The following is a 20,908-nucleotide window of genomic DNA, read 5'->3' as shown; positions in this document are numbered from 1 at the left end:
GGATAAAGTACTTGCCTTATACTGGTTTTCACTCATAATTGCCCGCTAAATTTGGCTGGCATTGTGCTATAATCCGCGGCCAGCAACATAGGGTAACCAGGAAACCGAATGGCAAAAGAAGATTTTATCGAGATGGACGGCACGGTCATCGAGACCCTGCCCAACACCATGTTCCGCGTCGAGCTGGAAAACGGTCATGTCGTTACAGCCCACATCTCCGGCAAGATGCGCAAACACTATATCCGCATTCTCACCGGAGACACCGTCACTGTTCAGTTGACCCCTTACGACTTGAGCAAGGGCCGTATCACCTACCGCGCGCGCTGATCGGAAATCGGCGCTGCGTCGTCAATGGCCATCAGTGGATGGCGCAGCCCTCCATCTCCAGCACAAGCTCACCCTCGACCACCGTCACCCGTATGTGACCGCCTTCCGACAGGGATCCGAACAGCAGCTCCTCCGCCATTGGCTTTTTGATCTTCTCCTGGATCAGGCGTGCCATCGGCCGGGCGCCCATGGTTGCGTCATAGCCGTGTTGCGCCAACCAGGCCTTGGCCTCGGCATCCAGGGTCAGGGTCACGTGCTTGTCTTCCAGCTGACCTTCGAGCTCGAAGATAAACTTGTCCACCACGTTGCTGATCACATCGAGTGGCAGTGACTTGAACTGGATGATGGCATCGAGCCGGTTGCGGAATTCCGGCGAGAACATCTTCTTTATCGACTCCATACCATCGCTGGTGTGATCCTGGGGGGTGAAGCCGATGGAGGCGCGGGCCATCTCGCCGGCGCCGGCGTTGGTGGTCATCACAATCACCACATTCCTAAAATCGGCCTTCCTGCCGTTGTTATCCGTGAGTGTGCCGTGGTCCATCACCTGCAGCAGCAGATTGAACACATCCGGATGCGCCTTCTCTATCTCGTCCAGCAGCAGCACCGAGTGCGGGTGTTTGCTGATCTCCTCGGTCAATAGGCCGCCCTGGTCGTAACCGACATAGCCGGGAGGCGCACCGATCAGCCGCGAAACCGTGTGGCGCTCCATGTACTCGGACATGTCGAAGCGGATCAGTTCGATACCGAGGATCCGCGCCAACTGCCGGGTGACCTCGGTCTTGCCCACGCCGGTCGGCCCGGCAAACAGGAAAGAACCCACCGGCCGCTGCTCATTGCCGAGCCCCGAACGGCTCATGCGAATGGCCGCGGTCAGGGTAGCAATGGCCTCGTCCTGGCCATACACCACCATCTTGAGATTTCGATCCAGGCTCTTCAGTGCCTCGACATCGGAGACGGAGACACTCTTCGGTGGGATGCGTGCCATCTTGGCAATGATATTCTCGATATCCGCCACCTCGATCCGCTGCTTGCGATGGTCGGCATCCTGCAACTGCACGCTGGCACCGGCCTCATCGATCACGTCGATCGCCTTGTCCGGGAGATGCCGGTCGTTGATATAACGTTCCGAGAGTTCGGCCGCGGTCCGCAACGCCTCGTTGGAGTAAGTGATGTGGTGATGCTCCTCAAAGCGACTCTTCAAGCCCTTGAGGATCTCGATGGTCTCTTCCACCGAGGGCTCCTCCACATCGATCTTCTGGAAGCGCCGGGCCAAGGCGCGGTCTTTCTCGAAAATACCGCGAAACTCCTGGTAGGTCGTCGAACCGATACAGCGCAGTTCGCCCGAAGCCAGTACCGGTTTGATCAGGTTCGAGGCATCCATCACCCCGCCGGATGCCGCACCCGCACCGATGACCGTGTGGATCTCATCGATAAAGAGTATGGTGTCCGGCTCCTTTTTCAGTTGCGCCAATACCGCCTTGAGCCTTTTCTCAAAGTCACCACGGTATTTGGTGCCCGCCACCAGACTGCCCAGGTCGAGAGAATAGATGGTGCATTTGGAGAGGATCTCCGGCACTTCCCGGTCAACAATCTTCTTCGCCAGCCCTTCGGCGATGGCCGTTTTCCCGACACCGGCCTCACCCACCAGCAGCGGATTGTTTTTCCTGCGACGACAGAGAATCTGCACGGTCCGCTCGATCTCGAGGGCACGACCGATCAGTGGATCGATCTTGCCCAGCCGCGCCTGCTCGTTCAGATTGGTGGAAAAGTTATCCAGCGGATTGGAAGCCGGCGAATCAACCTCGATCTCCTCGCTGCTGCGGCTGATCTCATCCCGCTGCTCCGAATCGCCATGCACCTTGGAGATACCGTGGGAGATGTAGTTGACCACATCAAGCCGCGCTATATCCTGCTGATGCAGAAAGAAAACCGCCTGCGACTCCTGCTCGCTGAAAATCGCCACCAGGACATTGGCCCCGGTCACCTCGTCCCGCCCGGAGGACTGCACATGATAAACGGCACGCTGGAGTACCCGCTGAAAACCCAGGGTCGGCTGGGTCTCATGTTCGGTGTCATCCGGCAAAAGCGGCGTGGTCTCCTCAATGAACTGGTCGATATCACGCCGCAAAACTTCGGTATCCGCGCCACATGCCCGCAGAACATTGGCGGCGGTCGGATTATCCAACAGGGCCAGCAGCAGATGCTCTACCGTCATGTACTCATGATGCCTGTCACGGGCCTCCATAAAGGCCTGGTTCAGGGTGAATTCTAGCTCTTTACTTAACATGGCTGACTGGCTTCCTGGTAACAAGAGTGACTGAAATGGGTGCTACAGCAATTGACTACCGAACAATCTGACAGTTCGACCATAGGGCATCAGGCTTCCTCCAGGGCACAGAGTAACGGGTGCTGATGGCTTCGAGAAAATTCGTTTACCTGGGCCACTTTTGTCTCCGCCACATCCTTAGTGTAGACCCCACAAACCCCCACGCCACGGGTATGCACATTCAGCATAATCTGGGTGGCTTTCTCACGGTCCATCTTGAAAAACGACTCCAGCACCAGGACCACAAACTCCATCGGAGTGTAATCATCATTCAGCAGCAGGACCTTGAACATCGGTGGTCGCTTGAGTTTCGGCTTGGAAGTCTCAACCGCCAGTCCGCCATCATCATAAGGATTGGTTTTATCCGTCATAGCCTAATTCTAGTAAAAAAAATGTCCGTGAATAGCTTCCGGGCAGAAGATATGAGCGGAATTTTCATTCCTGCATTTCGATTTCTCCCAGGCCCTGATTATCGCCTATTTCGCGACAAATTAATCCCTCGCAAATACCCTGTAATATTATCCGGGCACGGCTAAAATTTGACCAAAAGTACCGAATCGCTATACTAATTGGATTGAGGGGGGTAGAAATTTAATTTATGATCACCTTGGGATTTCTACCCGCTTCATCTTCGTGATCTGCATGATCCAAAGGGCACCAAATTTTATAACAACAGCCCTGCCACCTATGCAGAGATGAACTGAGTCTGTACTGGAGTACTGGAGGAGTACGCGTTATGGCAACTGGCACCGTAAAATGGTTCAACAATGCTAAAGGTTATGGGTTTGTAACACCGGATCAGGGGGAACAGGATATTTTTATCCATTTCTCGGCCATTAGCATGGATGGCTACAAGACACTCAAAGAGGGCCAGAAGGTTCAGTTTGAACTTGAAGAAGGTCCGAAGGGTTTGCACGCCGCCAACCTGCAGTCCATCGCTGACGCCTGATTCCCTTTCCTGGTAAGGCACCGCACCGCCTGGAGCCTGTCAGTCAGGCGGTGCCGGTTTTGGATGAGCGCCACAAAGGCGCCGCAACACCCCGCACTACCCCTGGCCCACCCACGGCGGCCGAATAACCTTCCGTACCCACGGCGCCCTCCGGTCCCGGATCGGTCGGATCGGTAAAGGATCATTACTCTCGCCAAGACGCCAAGAACGCGAAGTTTAAAGGCAGTGATCGGTTTTTCTTGGCGTGCTTGGCGTCTTGGCGAGAGTTCATTCAATCGCCGGGAGCGATTGAAGTGCAAACCCCGAAGGGGTGAAGCACAGGGATGTGCGGAACAAACCGGCTTTCCCTCGCTACGATCGGTCAAGCGCGACAGGCTGCCAGGTCAAGCCTGGCGAGTCCCCCGCCGGAGCCGAGGGATTACCCAGGGGATTCATGGCGCGCGATCACGCGCCTGACCGCCACAAAGTAAAAAAGCCCGAGGCGGATACCGCCCCGGGCTTTTGTAGGGAACGAAGGCTTCGCTCACATATTGTCGATCATGGCGTCACCGAACGCCGAACAGCTCAGCAGGGTCGATCCCTCCATCAGGCGTTCGAAATCGTAGGTGACGGTCTTGGCCTTGATGGCCCCGGACATGCCCTTGACCACCAGATCGGCCGCCTCGACCCAGCCCAGGTGACGCAGCATCATCTCCGCCGACAGGATCAGGGATCCCGGGTTCACCTTGTCCTGTCCCGCATACTTGGGCGCGGTACCATGGGTGGCCTCGAACATGGCCACGGTATCGGACAGGTTGGCGCCCGGCGCGATGCCAATGCCGCCCACCTGTGCGGCCAGCGCATCGGAGATGTAGTCGCCATTCAGGTTCAGCGTGGCGATCACGTCGTACTCGGCCGGACGCAGCAGGATCTGCTGCAGGAAGGCATCCGCAATCGAGTCCTTGACGATGATCTCGTTGCCGGTCTTGGGATTCTTGAGGCTGCACCAGGGGCCGCCATCGATCTCAACCGCGCCGAACTCCTCCTTGGCGATCTCATAACCCCAGGTCTTGAAGGCACCTTCGGTGAACTTCATGATGTTGCCCTTGTGCACCAGGGTGACCGAGCTGCGATCGTTGTCGATGGCATACTGCAACGCCTTGCGCATCAGGCGCCGGGTGCCGTCACGTGAAACCGGCTTGATGCCGATGCCGGAGCAGTCGGGGAAGCGGATCTTGGTCACGCCCATCTGACCCTGGAGGAAGTCGATCACCTTCTTGACGTCATCCGTGCCCTCTTCCCATTCGATACCGGCATAGATGTCTTCCGAGTTCTCGCGAAAGATCACCATGTCCGTCAGGTCGGGACGCTTCAGCGGGCTTGGCGTACCTTCGTAGTAACGGATCGGACGCAGGCAGACGAACAGGTCCAGCACCTGACGCAACGCCACATTCAGTGAGCGCATGCCCCCACCGACGGGGGTGGTGAGCGGTCCCTTGATGGATACCGTGAACTCCTTGACGGCTTCGAAGGTCTCTTCCGGCAACCAGGTATCACCGCCATAAAGATTGTTGGCTTTTTCGCCGGCAAAGATCTCCATCCAGGCAATACTGCGTTCGCCACCATATGCCTTTTCCACCGCCGCATCGATCACCTTTATCATCACTGGGGTGATGTCGACACCGATACCATCGCCTTCGATGAAGGGGATGATCGGGCAATTGGGAACACTGAGGGAGAAATCGGGATTAACGGTAATTTTTTCGCCGTTGGCCGGAACTTTAATCTTATCGTATGCCATGCGTGTTTCCATCGTTGTCCAAAAAAAATAATTCTAGCATCGGCCTCTGGATTAGGCGAAATTTTTTTTGTTTTTTTATAGGATATTCATACTATTTAGCCGCGTATGCACATTCGTCATATAAAACACACTCGCTACAGGCCGGTTTAACCCGGCAGGCGCTCTTTGCATGCCGCACTATCAGGGCATGATATTCATTATAAATTGCTGCACTTGCGTCAACCGCCCCTTCAAAGCGCTGCCTCAGCGCTTCATAGCCCTCATTACCGGACACTAATCCAAATCTGCAAAAGATTCGGCGTGTGTAGGCATCGATCACAAACACCGGACGTTCAAAGGCATAGAGCAGGATGGAGTCCGCGGTTTCCGGTCCCACGCCGTTCACTGCCAGGAGTTGTCGGCGCAGCTCGCCGGTAGGCAGCTCCCGCAGCCGCTCGAATCCGGCGGTCTGCAGGAAACGGCAGAAATTTTTCAGGCGCGTTGTCTTGATATTGAAATAGCCAGAGGGTCGCAGCAGTTGCGCCAGTTGCATATCCGGGCAGTTGATGATCTTATCGGCGGCCAGGAGATTGCCCCCCTTCAGGTTGTCGATCGCCGCCTCCACATTCCGCCAGGCGGTATTTTGGGTCAGGATCGCCCCGACCATCACCTCGAATGGTGTCTCAGCCGGCCACCAGTATTGCGGCCCGTAGTGATCCAGCAGGCTATGGTAGATTTGACCGAAGGGGCATTCGGGAGAGGAGCTACCGGTATTCATCGCTTGGGGGCTGCTTTTCTCCGTGGCGCTTTCCCCTTTCCTGAATGGCCGCGTTTTTTCGCTGCGGGTTTCGGCGCGGCGCCGGTGGCGCTCAGCAGATCACTCAACTCCTGTTCGGTCAGTTGCCGATGCCGCCCGACGGCCAGGCTGCTGTCGAGAAACAGTGGTCCGAAGCGCACTCTCTTGAGACGGTTCACCTTGAGATCCACCGCCTCCCACAAGCGCCGCACCTCCCGATTCCGGCCCTCCATGATCACCACGTGAAACCAGCGGTTGCGCCCCTCTCCTCCTGATTCGACGAGATCCTCGAAACGGGCAGGGCCATCATCCAGTTCCACACCCTTCACCAACTGCTGCAGCTTTTCGCTGGTGACCTCGCCGTTGACCCGGACCGCATATTCCCGCTCGATCTGCTGCGAGGGGTGCATCAGTTTGTTGGCCAGCTCGCCATCCGTGGTGAAGATCATCAGGCCACTGGTATTGATATCCAACCGGCCGACCGCTATCCAGCGACTGCCGACCAATTTCGGCAACCGGGCAAATACCGTGGGGCGTCCCCCGGGATCATCCCGGGTCACCAATTCACCCTCGGGCTTGTTATAGAGGATGACCTGGGTCTCCTGCTTCTTGAGCCGCCAGGCCCCGACCCTGGTTCTGCCGATATAGATGGTATCCGCCGGCGTCACCCGGTCGCCGAGTTTAGCCGTCTGGCCGTTGACCGAGACCTCACCCGCTTCAATCTGGCGCTCGATTTCACGCCGCGAACCGAACCCCGCGTTGGCCAGCACCTTCTGCAGACGTTCGCCCGGTTCAGCAGGCTGTGGTTTATTCTTCATGTTTTATCTCATTTGAGGCGGTCTGTTCCAAGGGGGATGCGACATCCGACGCGTCCGGCCTGACGGCATCCGGCCCGCCGGTTGATTCCACCGCGTCAGTCATTTCATCCGGCACTTCTTCCGGGTGGATTGCGATGACCTCCGCCAGGCGGGGGCCTGCCCAACCAGGTTCCTCCGCGTCATCTTCCACGGACTGCTCGCCCATGACTGAAGCCGCCGATTGCGCCAGGCTGGCCAGCGCCCGATCAGCGACCGCCTCACTGCCGGGTTCCGCCAGCTCCAACTCCCGATTGATGGAGTCCAGATCCCGTATCTGCTGCAGGGTGGGGAGTTCATCCAGGCTTTTCAGGCCAAAATAGTTCAGGAACTCCCGGGTGGTGGCGTAGAGCGAGGGTTTTCCCGGCACATCGCGCGTACCCACGACACGGACCCATTCGCGCTCCAGCAGGGTCTTTACGATGTTGCTGCTGACACTGACACCACGGATATCCTCGATCTCGCCCCGGGTGATCGGTTGCCGGTAGGCGATCAGTGCCAGTGTCTCCATCAGCGCCCGGGAGTAGCGAGGCGCCCGCTCTTCCCACAGACGGGAGACCCAGGGCGCATACTCTTCACGCACATTAATGCGAAATCCGCCGGCCACTTCCGCAATCTCGATGCCGCGGCCGGTATAATCCTCGCTGAGCACCGCGATCGCCTTGCGCAGCTCCTGTTTGTCCGGCCGCTCCTCTTCCAGGAACAGCTCCTGTAGCCGTTCGACCGTCAAGGGACCACCGGCGGCCAGCAAGGCGGCCTCCACAATCTGTTTCAGTTTATCCATCATTGACTTGTCAACCGATCTGATCTCGCTATGGGTTATCCGCTGATTTGTTGCCATTGCCGGCCACTGTCTGCTGATCGACAGCGGATGCCGGTTCAGTGTTCCGCCTGGGAGACGGCCTTGACATGGATCGGACCGAAGCTCTCCGCCTGAATGAGATCGATCAGAGACCCCTTGATCAGCTCCAGGACTGCCAGGAAGGTCACCACCACCCCGAGACGTCCCTCACTGGGGTCGAACAGCGAGGTGAACTCGGTAAAACTCTCGGCATTGAGACGCTCCAGGATGCCGGACATCTTCTCCCGTACCGAGAGCGCCTCCATCTGCACCTGATGGTGGCTGAACATATCCACCCGGTGCATGACCTCTTTCAGGGCGAACAGGATCTCCCGCAGGTCCACATCGGGGGGCCGTCGCTGAATGATCCGCTCCGGCACATCGGCCTCGGCCTGGAACAGGTCGCGCCCCAGCCGTGGGAGATTATCGATGTCTTCGGCCGCCTGCTTGTAGCGCTCATACTCCTGCAGTCGCCTGATCAGCTCGGCCCGCGGATCGCCCTCCTCATCCTCCAGCTCCTCCTGCCGGGGCAGCAGCATCCGCGATTTGATCTCCGCCAGCATGGCCGCCATCACCAGATACTCGGCCGCCAGTTCCAGGCGGATATCCTTCATCAGATCGACATACTCCATGTACTGGCTGGTGATCTCCGCGATGGGGATTTCCAGAATATCCAGATTCTGTCGCTTGATCAGGTAGAGCAGCAGATCCAGCGGCCCTTCAAAGGCATCCAGGAACACCTCCAGCGCATCCGGCGGGATATAGAGATCCTTGGGGATGGTGGTCCAGGGGGCTCCCTGCACCACGGCAAAGGGCATCTCTTCCTGCGCGGGATGCGGATGCAGGGGCAGATTCAGTTCCTTATCGGGCATTTTGTTCCTGACTGTGGGATTTCCGACGCTTATTCATACCTTGGATCATACCCCGGCCTCATCCGAAGATCAGCCGCTATCGGTAGTTGAGGCACATGGCATGGCGAACCTCGACCATGGTTGACTGGGCCATATCCCGCGCCGCTTCGACCCCTTCCGCAATGATATTACGCACCAGCTCCGGCTGGGCCTCGAACTCCCGGGCACGCTCCTGGATCGGCTTCAGCTCCTGCAGCACCGCGTCGATCACCGGCTGCTTGCACTCGACACAGCCAATCCCGGCACTACGGCAGCCCTCCTGCACCCACACCTTGACGGGCTCGCTGGAGTAGATCTGGTGGAACTCCCAGACGGGGCAGCGAGCGGGATCACCGGGGTCCGTGCGGCGCACCCGGTTGGTATCGGTCGGCATGGTCCGCAACGCCTTTTCGATCACCTCGGGATCATCCCGCAAGGCAATGGTGTTGCCATAGGATTTGGACATCTTCTGGCCATCCAATCCGGGCATTCTCGAGGCCCTGGTCAGCAGCGGCTGGGGCTCCGGCAGTATCACCCGGCCACTCCCCTCCAGATAGCCGAACAGCCGATCCCGGTCATTGACGGTGATGTTCTGCTGGCTGTCGAGCAGCGCCCGGGCCGCATCGAGGGCGGCCTGGTCACCCTGTTCCTGATAGGACTTGCGGTAACGGCTGTACAGCTTGGCGTTCTTTTTACCCATCTTTTTGATCGCCTGCTCCGCCATGTCTTCAAACCCCGGCTCCCGGCCATAGATGTGGTTGAAGCGGCGCGCCACTTCCCGGGTCAGTTCGACATGCGCCACCTGGTCCTCGCCCACCGGGACCAGGCCCGCCTTGTAGATCAGAATGTCGGCCGCCTGTAACAGCGGATAGCCGAGAAAACCGTAGGTGGCCAGGTCCTTTCCCTTCAATTTCTCCTGCTGATCCTTGTAGCTCGGCACCCGCTCCAACCAGCCCAGCGGCGTGATCATGGAGAGCAGCAGGTGCAGTTCCGCATGCTCCGGCACCTGGGACTGGATAAAGATCTTGGCCTCCCCCTGATTGACCCCGGCGGCCAGCCAGTCGATCACCATCTCCGCGACGCTCCCGGGAATGATGGTGGGATCCTCGTAGTGGGTGGTCAGGGCGTGCCAGTCGGCGACGAAGAAGAAGCACTCATATTCATGCTGCAGCTCCACCCAGTTTTTCAGAACGCCATGATAGTGACCGAGGTGAAGACGGCCGGTCGGTCGCATGCCGGAAAGTACACGCGCATGTTGCGCAGGAACAGAGTTCAAGATTTACCCCTTTTCATGAAACAAAAAGATCTCTAAAGACCAGATTAACGATATTGGATTCGGGTAGTAAGTTAATTGTGATAATAAACAACGGCCAAATAAGAAAACCCAAGACCCCACTTACCAGTAGGCCGACGAGAATAAAAAGCCCGAACGGCTCCAACCGTGCAAAGTAACTTGCATAAGGCGCTGGCAACAATGAATACATGATTCGCCCACCATCCAAAGGCAGTATCGGCATCAGATTCAGAGCCATCAGCAATACGTTAAACAGGACACCAGCACCTCCCATGTATACAAGGAAGAACGCAGGCAACTCGGCGACACCAATAAGCAATACCCCTATCTTTATTATCAGGGTCCAAAAAATGGCCATGGTGAGATTTGCAGCAGGCCCTGCCAAAGCTACAAGAGCCATGTCACGGCGAGGATTACGGAGCTTGCGCCAATCAACAGGTACGGGCTTTGCCCATCCGAATATAAAACCACTCAATATGTAGGAAAGCACAGGAATTAATATCGTACCTATAAGATCTATATGTTTGAAAGGGTTAGCGGTAACCCTACCCAGTATAGAAGCCGTTTGGTCACCCAATCTCTTAGCGACCCATCCGTGTGCAGCCTCATGCAAAGTGATCGCGAATAACACGGGAATTATAGAAACCACCACCTTCTGAATTGTGTTCAGACTTTCCATCGGGCGATTATACCTGTCTCATCTCGGTTGACATCTCCTCAGGACTCAAACAGGGAGATATCGCCCTTGCCGGCACGTACCACCACCGGAGTATCCTCCTCCATATCGACCACCGTCGAGTCCTCGAAGCCGCAGTATCCGCCGTCAATGACCAGATCCACCTGATGACTGAGGATATCCCGCATCTCATAGGGATCGGTCAGCGGCAGCTCTTCACCCGGCAGAATCAGGGTCGAACTCATCAACGGTTCATCCAACTCGGTCAGCAGCGCCTGGGTGATGGCGTTATCCGGCACCCGAATCCCGATGGTCTTTCTTTTCGGATGCTGCAACCTCCGCGGCACCTGCTTCGTGGCCATGAGAATGAAGGTGTAAGGTCCGGGGGTCAGGTTCTTCAGCATCCGGTAGTGGTGGTTCTCGACCTTGGCATAGACGGCGATCTCCGAGAGATCCCGGCAGACCAGGGTAAAGTTGTGCTTGTCGTCCAGTCTGCGAATGGCGCGGATCCGCTCCATCGCCTCCTTGTCACCGATATGGCAACCCAATGCGTAACTGGAATCGGTGGGGTAAACCACCACGCCGCCCTGACGAATGATCTCTACCGCGCTGCGTATCAGCCGCAACTGCGGATTATCGGGATGAATCTGAAAAAACTGAGTCATGAATATGAATCGCGATAATAGATGGGTTATATATGGGTTGATGGGATAAATCAGGCGGAAGCCGCCGTGGTGAAGACGGGCCAGCCGCGCCAGATGGGGACGCTGTTATCCGGTAGCGGGGAGAGCCTGCCCAGCTCGGTCCAGGGGGTCTCGGGCCCGTGATAATCGGAACCCAGGGAGGCCCGCAGTGAGAAATCACGGGTATGCTTCGCCATGGTGAAGGCCTCGTCCTTGCTGTGACTGCCTGAGACCACCTCAAGGGCCTTGCCACCGGCCTCCCGGAACTCGCCGATCAGGCGTCTGAGCCGGGTTCGGGTCATGCCGTAGCGGGCCGGATGGGCAATGACCGCCTCCCCCCCGGCAGCATGGATCCAGGCCACCGCCTGGTCCAGAGCGGCCCACTCGCCGGCCACGTGGCCCGGCTGCCCCCGGGTCAGATACTGTTTGAACACCTTGCGCATTTCGGGGGAGTAGCCCTGCTCGACCAGGAAACGGGCGAAATGGGTGCGGCTGATGAGATGCCCGTTGGAGTAGCCCCTTGCCCCTTCATAGGCACCTGATATCCCGTGCTTTTCCAACCGCCTGCCGATCTCCTCGGCACGCCATTCCCGAAAGCGCCTGAGACCGGCCAGGCCGCGCTGCAGGTTGCTGTCGTCCGGATCGAAACCCAGGCCCACGATATGCACCACCTGACCACCCCAGGTAACCGAGATCTCCACCCCGGTCACCAGGTGCAACCCGGCGCCCACCGCCGCCACCGCAGCCTCCGCCAGACCCTCGGTGGTGTCGTGGTCGGTCAATGCCAGCACGTCCACCCCCGCAGCGGCGGCGCGGGTGACCAGCGCAGCGGGGCTGAGGGTGCCGTCGGAAGCGGTCGAGTGGGTGTGGAGGTCATAACTGACATTCATCCGGGTATTGTACCCCAAAGGGCCCGCGCAAGAATAATTCCGTAGTATCGAGGGCGTTCCTGGGCCACGCTGGCAAGGCATGCTTTGCAGGCAATGGCCGTTCCCTTGGCAAAAAGCGTAACGCCGCCAGCGGGGTCCAGGGGCGACCGAATACAGGAACTTATTCTTGCGCGGGTCCTAAGCCCTGTGGATTGTTTCACTGCGGATGTGACGACCACCACCATCCGGCACTGCCATCGCGGAGGATCGAAGAATATCGTATCCCTGCCGGATCCGGGGAAACTTGTGCTATCCTGCGGGGAATATCGGCCAGACCTTAGCTTAAAAAATCATGAAGTTTCTCAGCGATCTGTTTCCCGTCATACTCTTTTTTATCGCCTATAAGATGTATGACTTTTACGTGGCAACGGTAGTGATCATCGTCGCCACCCTGGCTCAAGTCGGATACAACTGGATCAGGCACCACAAGGTGGAGAAGATGCACCTGGTCACCCTGCTGCTGGTACTGCTGTTCGGTGGCCTGACGCTCTACCTGCAGGATCCGCTATTCCTCAAATGGAAGCCGACCGTCGTCAACTGGTTGTTTGCCATCGTTTTTGTCGGCAGCCATTTCATCGGCAACCGGCCGCTGGTTGAACGGATGATGAGCAAAAGCGTGGCCCTGCCCGCCCCCGTCTGGAGCCGGCTCAATGTGGCCTGGGCCCTGTTCTTCATCGCCATGGGCGCGGTCAATCTTTATGTCGCGTTCAATTTCTCGGAAGCGGCCTGGGTCAACTTCAAACTCTTCGGCATGATGGGGATGACCTTCCTGTTCATCATCCTGCAGGCCTTCTACCTGGCCAGATACATTAGCGAAACAGAGCAGAAAACCACACCAGAGGAAAGTTGAGTGTTCTACGCAATCATGGGTACAGACCGCGAAGACAGCCTGGAGGCCCGCCTGCAGGCGCGCCCCGAGCATCTGGAGAGGATCAAGCAGTTACAGAGCGAGGGCCGGCTGTTACTGGCCGGCCCGCATCCGGCCATCGACAGCGAGGACCCGGGGCCGGCAGGCTTCAGTGGCAGTCTGATCGTGGCCGAGTTCGCCAGCCTGGACGAGGCCAGGGCGTGGGCCGATGAGGATCCCTATACCCTGACCGGAGTGTTCTCCCAGATCGAGGTGAAGCCGTTTCGCAAAGTACTGCCCTGAAAGGGCGAAACTAAGTCGTAAACCACTCGGCGGCCCCGGGTTCGGGCGCAGTCACAACCCGCCCGTTCAGCCGCCGGTCATGGACATGACGCGAACCACCTGGTCGGGATTGGTATTGAATTCATGCTTCTCCGGTTTGCGCTGGATCGCCGCCAGGATCTCCTCCTTCAGCTGTTCATCGGAGCGCCCCTCGCGCAGCAGCGGTTTCAACTCCAGTTTGTCCTGCTGTCCCAGACAGAGGTAGAGCGTGCCCTCGGAGGAGAGCCGCACCCGGTTACAATCCTCGCAGAAGTGCTGTGACATGGGGGTGATGAAACCGAGCTTGATACGCTTGTCGACAATCTTGAAATATTTGGCGGGCCCGGCCCCCTTCATCCGTGCCGGTTCCAGTTTGAAGCGCTGCTCCAGGAGCTGCTTAACCTCGTCCAGCGGCACATAACGATCCCTCGCCTGCTGTCCGGCCGCCCCCACCGGCATGGTTTCGATAAACCGCAGGGTGAAGCGGTTTTTGATACAGAAATCCACCATATCGCCCACTTCATGGAGATTCAGGTCCCGCATCACCACCATATTGATCTTGATCGGGTAGAGATCGACCCGCTTCGCCTCCATCAGCCCATCGATGACCTTGTTCAGGTCGCCCTGGGTAATCTGACGAAATACCTCCGGATTCAGGGAGTCCAGACTGACATTGATCCTCCCTACCCCGGTCTCCTTGAGCATTCGGGCATGTTGTGCCAAATGGGAGGCGTTGGTACTCATGGAAAAATCTTCGATAGCCGGCAGCGCTGCAATGCCCCGCACCATCGGCTCGATATCCTTGTGGATCAGCGGTTCCCCGCCGGTGAGCCGCACCTTGCTGACGCCGAGTTCACTGAACACCCGGATCAGGCGGATGAACTCATCCAGTTTCAGCCGATCCTCCACCTCGGTAAACCCTTTAAATCCTTTCGGAATACAGTAGAAGCAGCGGAAATCGCAGCGATCCGTCACGGAGAGCCGCAAATATTCGATTTTCCGGTTAAAACGATCGACGAGTGCAGTCATGGCTATCAATCCCACTGGGGTGAGACGTGATTGTTTCCTGTTATCGGTTAAAAGACAATAGCCCGTTGGTCTAATCCCAGTGCCACGTCATCTAAACACGCAACTGCTTGTGAGAGAGGACCTGACTGCTTGATTGACGGGTGTCCGCGGCCATGGATGGCCGCGGCAAGCCCCCAGGGAAGGGTTTACGGCGTCCCGGCAAGCAAGCAGGCAGATCCTCGCTCCGCTCGGTATTAGACGAAGTCGTCCTGGGATTAGACCAACGGGCTATAAACCAGTCACATAGCCCGGATGAAGCCGCCGCCTCAAACAGGGGCGCCGCAGGCACCCGCGGCGGGATCAACCCTCACCGGGCATGTCTTCCGCCGGGTCGTAGCCTTCCGGCAACGAGTGGGCGATACCCTTATGACAGTCGATACAGGTATAGCCCTTCTCGATGGCTTCGTCATGGGAGTCGGCACTGCGGCTCTCCTGGCGGCTGAAGTCCATGGAATCATAATTATGACAGTTCCGGCACTCGCGGGAATCGGTATCCTTCATCGCCTTCCATACATTCTGCGCCAACTGCAGCCGCTTGGCCTCGAACTTCTCCGGTGTATCGATGGTACCCAGAAGTTTGTGATAGACCTCGTTACTCGCCTTTATCTTGCGAACCACCTTGTGCACCCAATCCTTTGGCACATGACAATCAGGACAGGTCGCGCGCACCCCGGTTCGGTTGGTAAAGTGAATGGTATCCTGTAGCTCCTGATAGACATTCTCTTCCATCTCGTGACAGGAGATACAGAACTGTTCCGTATTGGTTGCCTCCATGGCGGTATTGAAACCACCCCAGAGGACAATACCCAGAACAATCCCGACCACCAGTAAACCGAGTACTCCGCGTTTGCCACCACTGTTCATTTTACGACCCCGCTAGCTTCTTTGTTATTGCTTGTCCCGCATCATATCGACCCAGGACATTCAGGTAATTGCCTATGATCAAGAAATAGGCTCTATCCCAGTTAGTTGTTGGTGTTGATCAAGCTAGGTGAATCACCCCGTAGGAGCGCCTCTGGCGCGAAGCTTTTCGCGGCGAAGCCACTCCTACAAAAGCACCGTCCCTCATGCAACACCTAACTGGTATATAGCCAAGAAATACCCCCGATTCAGCGTTGGCTGAATCGGGGGAACTGGTTCCACCGCTAGTGCAGCGGCTTACTTTGCACCTTCAAAACGATTTGTCACGATCGGTTCGGCATTCAGCTGAGGCGTATGACACTGATTACAGAAGTAGCGCCGCGTTGAGATGGTCTCCAGTACATTGCCATCCCGTGCAACATAGTGTGAATCGCCAACCTTGGGCGCCTTCTTCTGCTCATAGGTCTTTTCAGAATGGCACTTCATGCAGGTATTGGTCTTCAGATTGATGGTCTCTTTGTCAATCTTATGCGGAATCACCGGTGGCTGGATCTTGTAACTGCGCTCCACGCCGCCCTCGGTGATGACCTGCTTGCGCATGGGATTTTCATCCGCATCCGCCGTCAGATCCCTATCCCCCCGAAGCGAGGTGACTCCAGAGAAGGCGCCCCCGGCGAACACGAGTGTCACCATGGCAACCAGCAGGGTTACGATTACTTTTTTCATCTCGATCTCCATAAAGCTCTAAATCATGATATCCGGATGCTTGACGGTTCAAGTCATCTAAGGCTGGACGGTATGTTGTTTTCCGTCATCAGCCGGGTTTCCGGATGCGTTCACCATCAGGTTGTTAAAACGGGTACCAAACTGGAATACATCTTTTGCACAGACATCGATACAGCGACCACAATTGGTGCAGTTGGCAGCAAGGATAACCGGCCCGACCCCCTTGTCCGCCCCTTTCAAAGTGGGTCTGATCACCTGCTTCTCCGGACAGACCACAAAGCAGTCCATGCAGTCGTTACAGCGCTCCCGATCGGCCGCAACGATTCTGATTGCGCTCCCGGTACCCAGCAGACTATAAAACGCGCCTACCGGGCAGAGACGTCCACACCATCCGTTCTTCACAATGAACAGATCGAACAGGAACACACCCACAATCAGAAGCCATGCCATGCCCATTCCGAACACAATGCCACGAAACAGCATCGATACCGGATTGAACAACTCCCAGACCAGCGAGCCGGTTACCAGAGGCAGGACCAAGGTCAGTCCCAACATCCAGTAACGGGTCGACCGCGCCATCTGTGAGGCGGCTTTGATACCGAGTTTTCGACGTAACCAGGCGGCGGTATCGGTCACCATGTTCACCGGGCATACCCAGGAGCAGTAAACCCTTCCTCCTACCAGCAGATAGAAGACAATCACAATGACCACACCGGCAATAGCCGACAACTCCGGCACCACACCCGACAGCACCGACTGCAACAGGACATGGGGATCGGTCAGCGGCAGGAGATCCAGCGTCATACTGGCGGCCAGATTACCTTTCACTATCCACACCCCTGCCAACGGACCCAGCAGGAACAGGGCCAAAATAGACAGCTGGCTTACACGACGCAGAATCAACCACTGATGTGCCTTCCACCACCCCTTGGTGGCAATGGCGTCGGCGCCGGCAACTGATTTATCAGCCATTATTGATTCTCCAGTCCACGGTTGAGCCTATCCAGTGGATTGGAGGGAAGCGGCATCGGTTGCTGCCCCTCGGGTTCCACGATCAGGCCCTTACCCTGCAGGTCGTAGCGCACCCCTTCGGGAAGGTTGTAACGGTGCTCCACGTCCGGTGTTACCAGTGACTTTCCTGCCTTCTCCTTCTCTTTCCATCCGAGTCGATAATGTCCGCCCAACTCTCCCTTCGCCAGATGGGTCGGGAAGATCTTGATCGCCGCCTCTTCGAGGATGCAGGCTTTCTCACAGAGTCCGCAGCCGGTACAGGCGTCGGAATGCACGATGGGTAGAAACCTCGCGTGTTTTCCCGAACGCACGTTGTGCTCGTACTCCAGTGAGATCGCCTTCCCCCGAATCGGACAGACATTGAAACAGACTTCACAGCGCAATCCCTGAAAGGCGATGCAGGTCTCCTGATCAACCAGCACGGCGAGACCCATGCGGGCATCGTTTATGTTGGTCAATCCATGGTCCAGGGCGTTGGTCGGGCAGGCGACCACGCAGGGGATGTCCTCACACATCTCGCACGGGTCCGTCCGTGCATAAAAGTAAGGTGTGCCGGTAGCCACCGTATCCCCCAACTGCCCCAGCGACAGAATGTCGTACGGGCAATCCCGTACACACAGACCACAGCGAATGCAGGCACCGAGAAAATCCTTCTCCGGCAGTGCCCCCGGTGGTCTGATCGCCATCGCCGGCAGGGACTCGGCCTGTTTGGCATAAAAGCCGAGTCCCATACCCATAAGACCCACCCCGCAGGCCGTCTTGAGTGTTTGACTCAAAAACTGCCGGCGGTTTACGCCTTTGCCTTTACCATCACCTGAATCTGACATCTCGTTACTGCTCTGTTATCGATCCGGTATTCCACTCTTCCAGTTTGTCGGTTCAACCGGTTGTCGCCGGCCGAACCTGCAACGACCCATTACACCTTGATGATCTTCACCGCACACTTCTTGTAGTCCGTTTCTTTGGACAGCGGATCGGTGGCATCCAGGGTCAACTTGTTGACCAGGCGGCTCGCATCAAACCAGGGGATAAACACCAGCCCCTCGGGCGGACGGTTGCGTCCCCGTGTTTCGACACGTGCCAGCAGTTCACCCCGCCGGGACTGCAGTTTGGCCATCTGACCGTCACGCAGTCTGCGTTTCTTGGCGTCATTCTTGTGCATGAACACCACCGCATCCGGTACCGCGCGGTGCAACTCGGGAACGCGGCGGGTCATGGAACCGGAATGCCAGTGTTCCAGTACACGACCGGTACAGAGCCAGAGATCGAACTCCTTGTCCGGGCTCTCGGCTGCCGGCTCGAAAGGCGCGGTAATAATGTTGGCCCTGCCATCCGGCTTGCCGTAGAACTTGACGCCTTCACCCTTGGCCACGTGCGGGTCATAACCTTCACGGAAACGCCACAGGGTCTCCTTGCCATTCACCACTGGCCAACGAATGCCGCGTGCCTTGTGATAGTCATCAAACGGTGCCATCTCATGGCCTTTCTTGATGATGTTGTCGGCCGAATTGAACATCCGGTACTCTTCAAACAGGCCCTTCTGCGGATAGAAACCGAAGTGCGCCATCTCGTCGTTGTCGTAGACGTTGCCCTGGCTGTCCTTGACCTCCTGAAGCGGGAACTTATCCACCTGGCCATTGGCATAGAGCACATCGAACAGGGTCTTGCCTTTGTATTCGGGTACCTTGTCCAGCAGTTCGGCCGGCCACACCTCTTCCATCTGGAAGCGCTTGGCAAACTCCATCAGCTGCCACAGGTCGGACCTGGAATCACCGGGAGCCTTCACCTGCTGACGCCAGAACTGGGTGCGCCGTTCGGCGTTACCATAGGCGCCCTCTTTCTCCGCCCACATGGCGGTCGGCAAAATCAGGTCAGCCGCCATGGCGGAGACCGTGGGATAGGGATCGGAGACGGTGATGAAGTTGGCCGGGTTGCGCCAGCCGGGATAGGACTCCTCATTCAGATTGGCGGCCGCCTGCATATTGTTGTTGCACATCACCCAGAAGGTGTTCAGCTTGCTGTCCTTGAGCATGCGGTGCATCAGCACCGCGTGGTAGCCGACCTTGCCGTTGAGGGTCTCTTCCGGCAGTTTCCAGATCTGCTCGGAGAACTTGCGATGGGCCGGATTGGCCACCACCAGGTCGGCGGGCAGGCGGTGACAGAAGGTGCCCACCTCGCGGGCGGTACCACAGGCGGAGGGTTGACCGGTGAGCGAAAACGGACTGTTGCCCGGCTCGGAAATCTTGCCCATCAGCAGGTGGATGTTGTAAACTAGGCCGTTCATCCAGACACCGCGGGTGTGCTGGTTCATGCCCATGGTCCAGAACGAGGAGACCTTCTTGTTGGGATCAGCGTAGAGCTTGGCCAGACGTTCCAGATTCTTCGCCGGCACACCGGAGAGTTCGGAAGCCTTCTCCACGGTATAGGGTGCGACCGATGCGGCATACTCTTCGAAGCTGATCTTGGACAACTTGCCCTTGGCCGCATTCTTGGCCGCCTTCTCCAGCGGATGCTCGGGACGCAGGCCATAACCGATATCGGTCGGGGTCTTGGTGAAATTGACGTGTTTGCCGATGAACTCTTCGTTGTACGCCTTGTTCTGGATGATGTAGTTGGCGATGTAGTTGGCGATCGCCAGATCCGACTGCGGATGGAACACCATGCCGTTGTCGGCCAGCTCAAAACAGCGATGCTCGTAGGTGGAGAGCACATGCACTTCGCAATCCGCTCGGGTCAGACGGGTATCCGTCAGACGCGACCAGAGAATCGGGTGCATCTCCGCCATATTGGCGCCCCAGAGCACAAACGCATCGGCGTGTTCCAGATCATCATAACAACCCATCGGCTCATCGATACCGAAGGCACGAATGAAGGCGCCCACCGCCGAAGCCATGCAGTGACGGGCGTTGGGGTCGAGGTTGTTGGAACGGAAACCGGCCTTCATCAGTTTGGAGGCGGCATAGCCTTCCCATACCGTCCACTGACCCGAGCCGAACATGCCCACCGAGGAGATCATCTTGTCCACCGGCTGACCGGCGTTTTTCTCCATGTCCTTCTTCAGTGCCACTTTCCACTTCTCGGCCATCACATCGAAGGCCTCATCCCAGGAGACCGGCTCGAACTTGCCGTCCTTTGCAAACTGCCCGCCTTTTTTGCGCAACAGCGGCTGGGTCAGGCGATCTGATCCGTAGAGGATCTTGGGCAGGAAGTAACCCTTGATGCAGTTGAGTCCCTTGTTGACGGGTGCGTCCGGATCGCCCTGGCTGGCTACCATCTTGCCGCCCTTGGTGCCGACCAGGACGGAACAGCCGGTACCGCAGAAGCGGCAGGCCACCTTATCCCAACGGATACCGTCGGCGTCCACGCCGTCGCCGGTGGCGGCATGGGCCACCTGGATGGCCGGCAACGTCACACCCGCCGCCACGGCAGCCGCCGCGGCCGCATTGTTCTTTACAAAGTCACGCCTGGTTAGTTTCACTTCATTACCTCCTTATCAGCAGGTTCTTCCCCGCAATAGTGATAGATCATCACCGTATTGATTACACCGGTTACTTCATTGAATTTGGCCATGGTGTCGGCCAGCGCGTCATCACCCTGCCCTTCCAGGGTAACGATCAGCTTGCCGGCATCGGCCCCACCATGGACTTCGACACCCTCGAATGCTTCTAAATGTGCCTGCACGACGCTAGCCACCTCGGGCCGGGCGTGTACAATGGCGCTGCAGATATTCATTTTGGTTATTCGCTC

22 protein-coding genes are annotated in these 20,908 nt (G+C 57.4%); 4 read left to right on the top strand and 18 right to left on the bottom strand.

All coding sequences use genetic code 11. The features are described 5' to 3' along the window. Nucleotides 1–108: 108 nt before the first annotated feature. Nucleotides 109–327, top strand: coding sequence for a translation initiation factor IF-1 (infA, locus tag O9K64_RS14095; protein ID WP_029134356.1), 219 nt, complete (start codon nt 109–111; stop codon nt 325–327). A 31-nt stretch (nt 328–358) separates the two neighbouring features. On the opposite strand, the gene clpA is transcribed toward infA, so the two are convergent. Then, nucleotides 359–2,617 (bottom strand): ATP-dependent Clp protease ATP-binding subunit ClpA, encoded by a 2,259-nt coding sequence (gene clpA, locus O9K64_RS14090; RefSeq protein WP_275098718.1) that lies wholly within the window; start codon nt 2,615–2,617, stop codon nt 359–361. Nucleotides 2,618–2,706: 89 nt separating this feature from the next. After that, entirely contained in the window at nt 2,707–3,027 is a 321-nt protein-coding gene (gene clpS, locus O9K64_RS14085; RefSeq protein WP_029134354.1) for an ATP-dependent Clp protease adapter ClpS, read from the bottom strand. A 365-nt stretch (nt 3,028–3,392) separates the two neighbouring features. On the opposite strand from clpS, the gene cspD reads away from it, so the two are divergent. Further along, complete coding sequence (gene cspD, locus O9K64_RS14080; protein WP_260291556.1) at nt 3,393–3,605, top strand: cold shock domain-containing protein CspD; 213 nt, start codon at nt 3,393–3,395, stop codon at nt 3,603–3,605. Between the two features lie 523 nt (nt 3,606–4,128). On the opposite strand, the gene icd is transcribed toward cspD, so the two are convergent. The 9 genes from icd to O9K64_RS14035 form a co-directional block, all read right to left on the bottom strand. Continuing rightward, nucleotides 4,129–5,385 (bottom strand): NADP-dependent isocitrate dehydrogenase, encoded by a 1,257-nt coding sequence (gene icd, locus O9K64_RS14075; protein WP_275098717.1) that lies wholly within the window; start codon nt 5,383–5,385, stop codon nt 4,129–4,131. 91 nt (nt 5,386–5,476) lie between these two features. Continuing rightward, nucleotides 5,477–6,142 carry an endonuclease III domain-containing protein gene (locus O9K64_RS14070; RefSeq protein ID WP_275098716.1) on the bottom strand — a complete coding sequence of 222 codons (666 nt, stop codon included), beginning with the start codon at nt 6,140–6,142 and terminating at the stop codon, nt 5,477–5,479. Then, on the bottom strand, nt 6,139–6,978 hold the full coding sequence (rluB, locus tag O9K64_RS14065) for a 23S rRNA pseudouridine(2605) synthase RluB (protein WP_275098715.1): 840 nt from the start codon (nt 6,976–6,978) through the stop codon (nt 6,139–6,141). Before rluB ends, O9K64_RS14070 begins: the two co-directional genes overlap by 4 nt. Further along, nucleotides 6,968–7,801 carry an SMC-Scp complex subunit ScpB gene (scpB, locus tag O9K64_RS14060; RefSeq protein ID WP_420493171.1) on the bottom strand — a complete coding sequence of 278 codons (834 nt, stop codon included), beginning with the start codon at nt 7,799–7,801 and terminating at the stop codon, nt 6,968–6,970. Before scpB ends, rluB begins: the two co-directional genes overlap by 11 nt. A gap of 92 nt (nt 7,802–7,893) precedes the next feature. Beyond that, nucleotides 7,894–8,727, bottom strand: coding sequence for a segregation and condensation protein A (locus O9K64_RS14055; RefSeq protein WP_275098714.1), 834 nt, complete (start codon nt 8,725–8,727; stop codon nt 7,894–7,896). A 76-nt stretch (nt 8,728–8,803) separates the two neighbouring features. Next, nucleotides 8,804–10,021, bottom strand: a complete 1,218-nt coding sequence (locus O9K64_RS14050) for a tryptophan--tRNA ligase (protein WP_275098713.1) — start codon at nt 10,019–10,021, stop codon at nt 8,804–8,806. Nucleotides 10,022–10,034: 13 nt separating this feature from the next. Continuing rightward, nucleotides 10,035–10,718, bottom strand: coding sequence for a site-2 protease family protein (locus tag O9K64_RS14045; RefSeq protein WP_260291546.1), 684 nt, complete (start codon nt 10,716–10,718; stop codon nt 10,035–10,037). Between the two features lie 38 nt (nt 10,719–10,756). Next, nucleotides 10,757–11,380: an L-threonylcarbamoyladenylate synthase gene (locus O9K64_RS14040; protein WP_275098712.1), complete on the bottom strand. Its 624-nt coding sequence runs from the start codon at nt 11,378–11,380 to the stop codon at nt 10,757–10,759. Nucleotides 11,381–11,430: 50 nt separating this feature from the next. Continuing rightward, the gene (locus O9K64_RS14035) at nt 11,431–12,288 is read right to left on the bottom strand and encodes a PHP domain-containing protein (RefSeq protein ID WP_275098711.1); all 858 of its coding nucleotides are present in this window, start codon (nt 12,286–12,288) and stop codon (nt 11,431–11,433) included. A gap of 331 nt (nt 12,289–12,619) precedes the next feature. Between O9K64_RS14035 and O9K64_RS14030 the strand changes: the two genes are divergently transcribed. Next, on the top strand, nt 12,620–13,177 hold the full coding sequence (locus O9K64_RS14030) for a septation protein A (RefSeq protein ID WP_275098710.1): 558 nt from the start codon (nt 12,620–12,622) through the stop codon (nt 13,175–13,177). Beyond that, nucleotides 13,178–13,477 (top strand): YciI family protein, encoded by a 300-nt coding sequence (locus O9K64_RS14025; RefSeq protein WP_275098709.1) that lies wholly within the window; start codon nt 13,178–13,180, stop codon nt 13,475–13,477. Between the two features lie 66 nt (nt 13,478–13,543). Here the strand turns inward: O9K64_RS14025 and moaA are convergent, their stop codons facing one another. The 7 genes from moaA to O9K64_RS13990 form a co-directional block, all read right to left on the bottom strand. Continuing rightward, nucleotides 13,544–14,524, bottom strand: coding sequence for a GTP 3',8-cyclase MoaA (moaA, locus tag O9K64_RS14020; protein ID WP_275098707.1), 981 nt, complete (start codon nt 14,522–14,524; stop codon nt 13,544–13,546). A 339-nt stretch (nt 14,525–14,863) separates the two neighbouring features. After that, nucleotides 14,864–15,427 (bottom strand): NapC/NirT family cytochrome c, encoded by a 564-nt coding sequence (locus O9K64_RS14015; protein WP_275098706.1) that lies wholly within the window; start codon nt 15,425–15,427, stop codon nt 14,864–14,866. 294 nt (nt 15,428–15,721) lie between these two features. Next, nucleotides 15,722–16,150 carry a nitrate reductase cytochrome c-type subunit gene (locus O9K64_RS14010; protein WP_275098705.1) on the bottom strand — a complete coding sequence of 143 codons (429 nt, stop codon included), beginning with the start codon at nt 16,148–16,150 and terminating at the stop codon, nt 15,722–15,724. Between the two features lie 57 nt (nt 16,151–16,207). Next, nucleotides 16,208–17,122, bottom strand: a complete 915-nt coding sequence (gene napH / locus O9K64_RS14005; RefSeq protein WP_275098704.1) for a quinol dehydrogenase ferredoxin subunit NapH — start codon at nt 17,120–17,122, stop codon at nt 16,208–16,210. Then, nucleotides 17,122–17,988: a ferredoxin-type protein NapG gene (gene napG, locus O9K64_RS14000; protein WP_275098703.1), complete on the bottom strand. Its 867-nt coding sequence runs from the start codon at nt 17,986–17,988 to the stop codon at nt 17,122–17,124. The genes napH and napG overlap by 1 nt, the downstream gene beginning before the upstream one ends. An 89-nt stretch (nt 17,989–18,077) precedes the next feature. Next, on the bottom strand, nt 18,078–20,639 hold the full coding sequence (gene napA, locus O9K64_RS13995) for a nitrate reductase catalytic subunit NapA (protein ID WP_275098702.1): 2,562 nt from the start codon (nt 20,637–20,639) through the stop codon (nt 18,078–18,080). After that, nucleotides 20,636–20,893, bottom strand: a complete 258-nt coding sequence (locus O9K64_RS13990) for a chaperone NapD (protein WP_275098701.1) — start codon at nt 20,891–20,893, stop codon at nt 20,636–20,638. The genes napA and O9K64_RS13990 overlap by 4 nt, the downstream gene beginning before the upstream one ends. Nucleotides 20,894–20,908: the final 15 nt, after the last annotated feature.

Source organism: Sedimenticola hydrogenitrophicus (assembly GCF_029017505.1).
In the GTDB taxonomy this organism is placed as follows: Bacteria; Pseudomonadota; Gammaproteobacteria; order Chromatiales; family Chromatiaceae; genus Sedimenticola; species Sedimenticola hydrogenitrophicus_A.
Note: the sequence above shows the minus strand (reverse complement) of the source record. Positions and strands in the feature narration are given on the sequence as shown.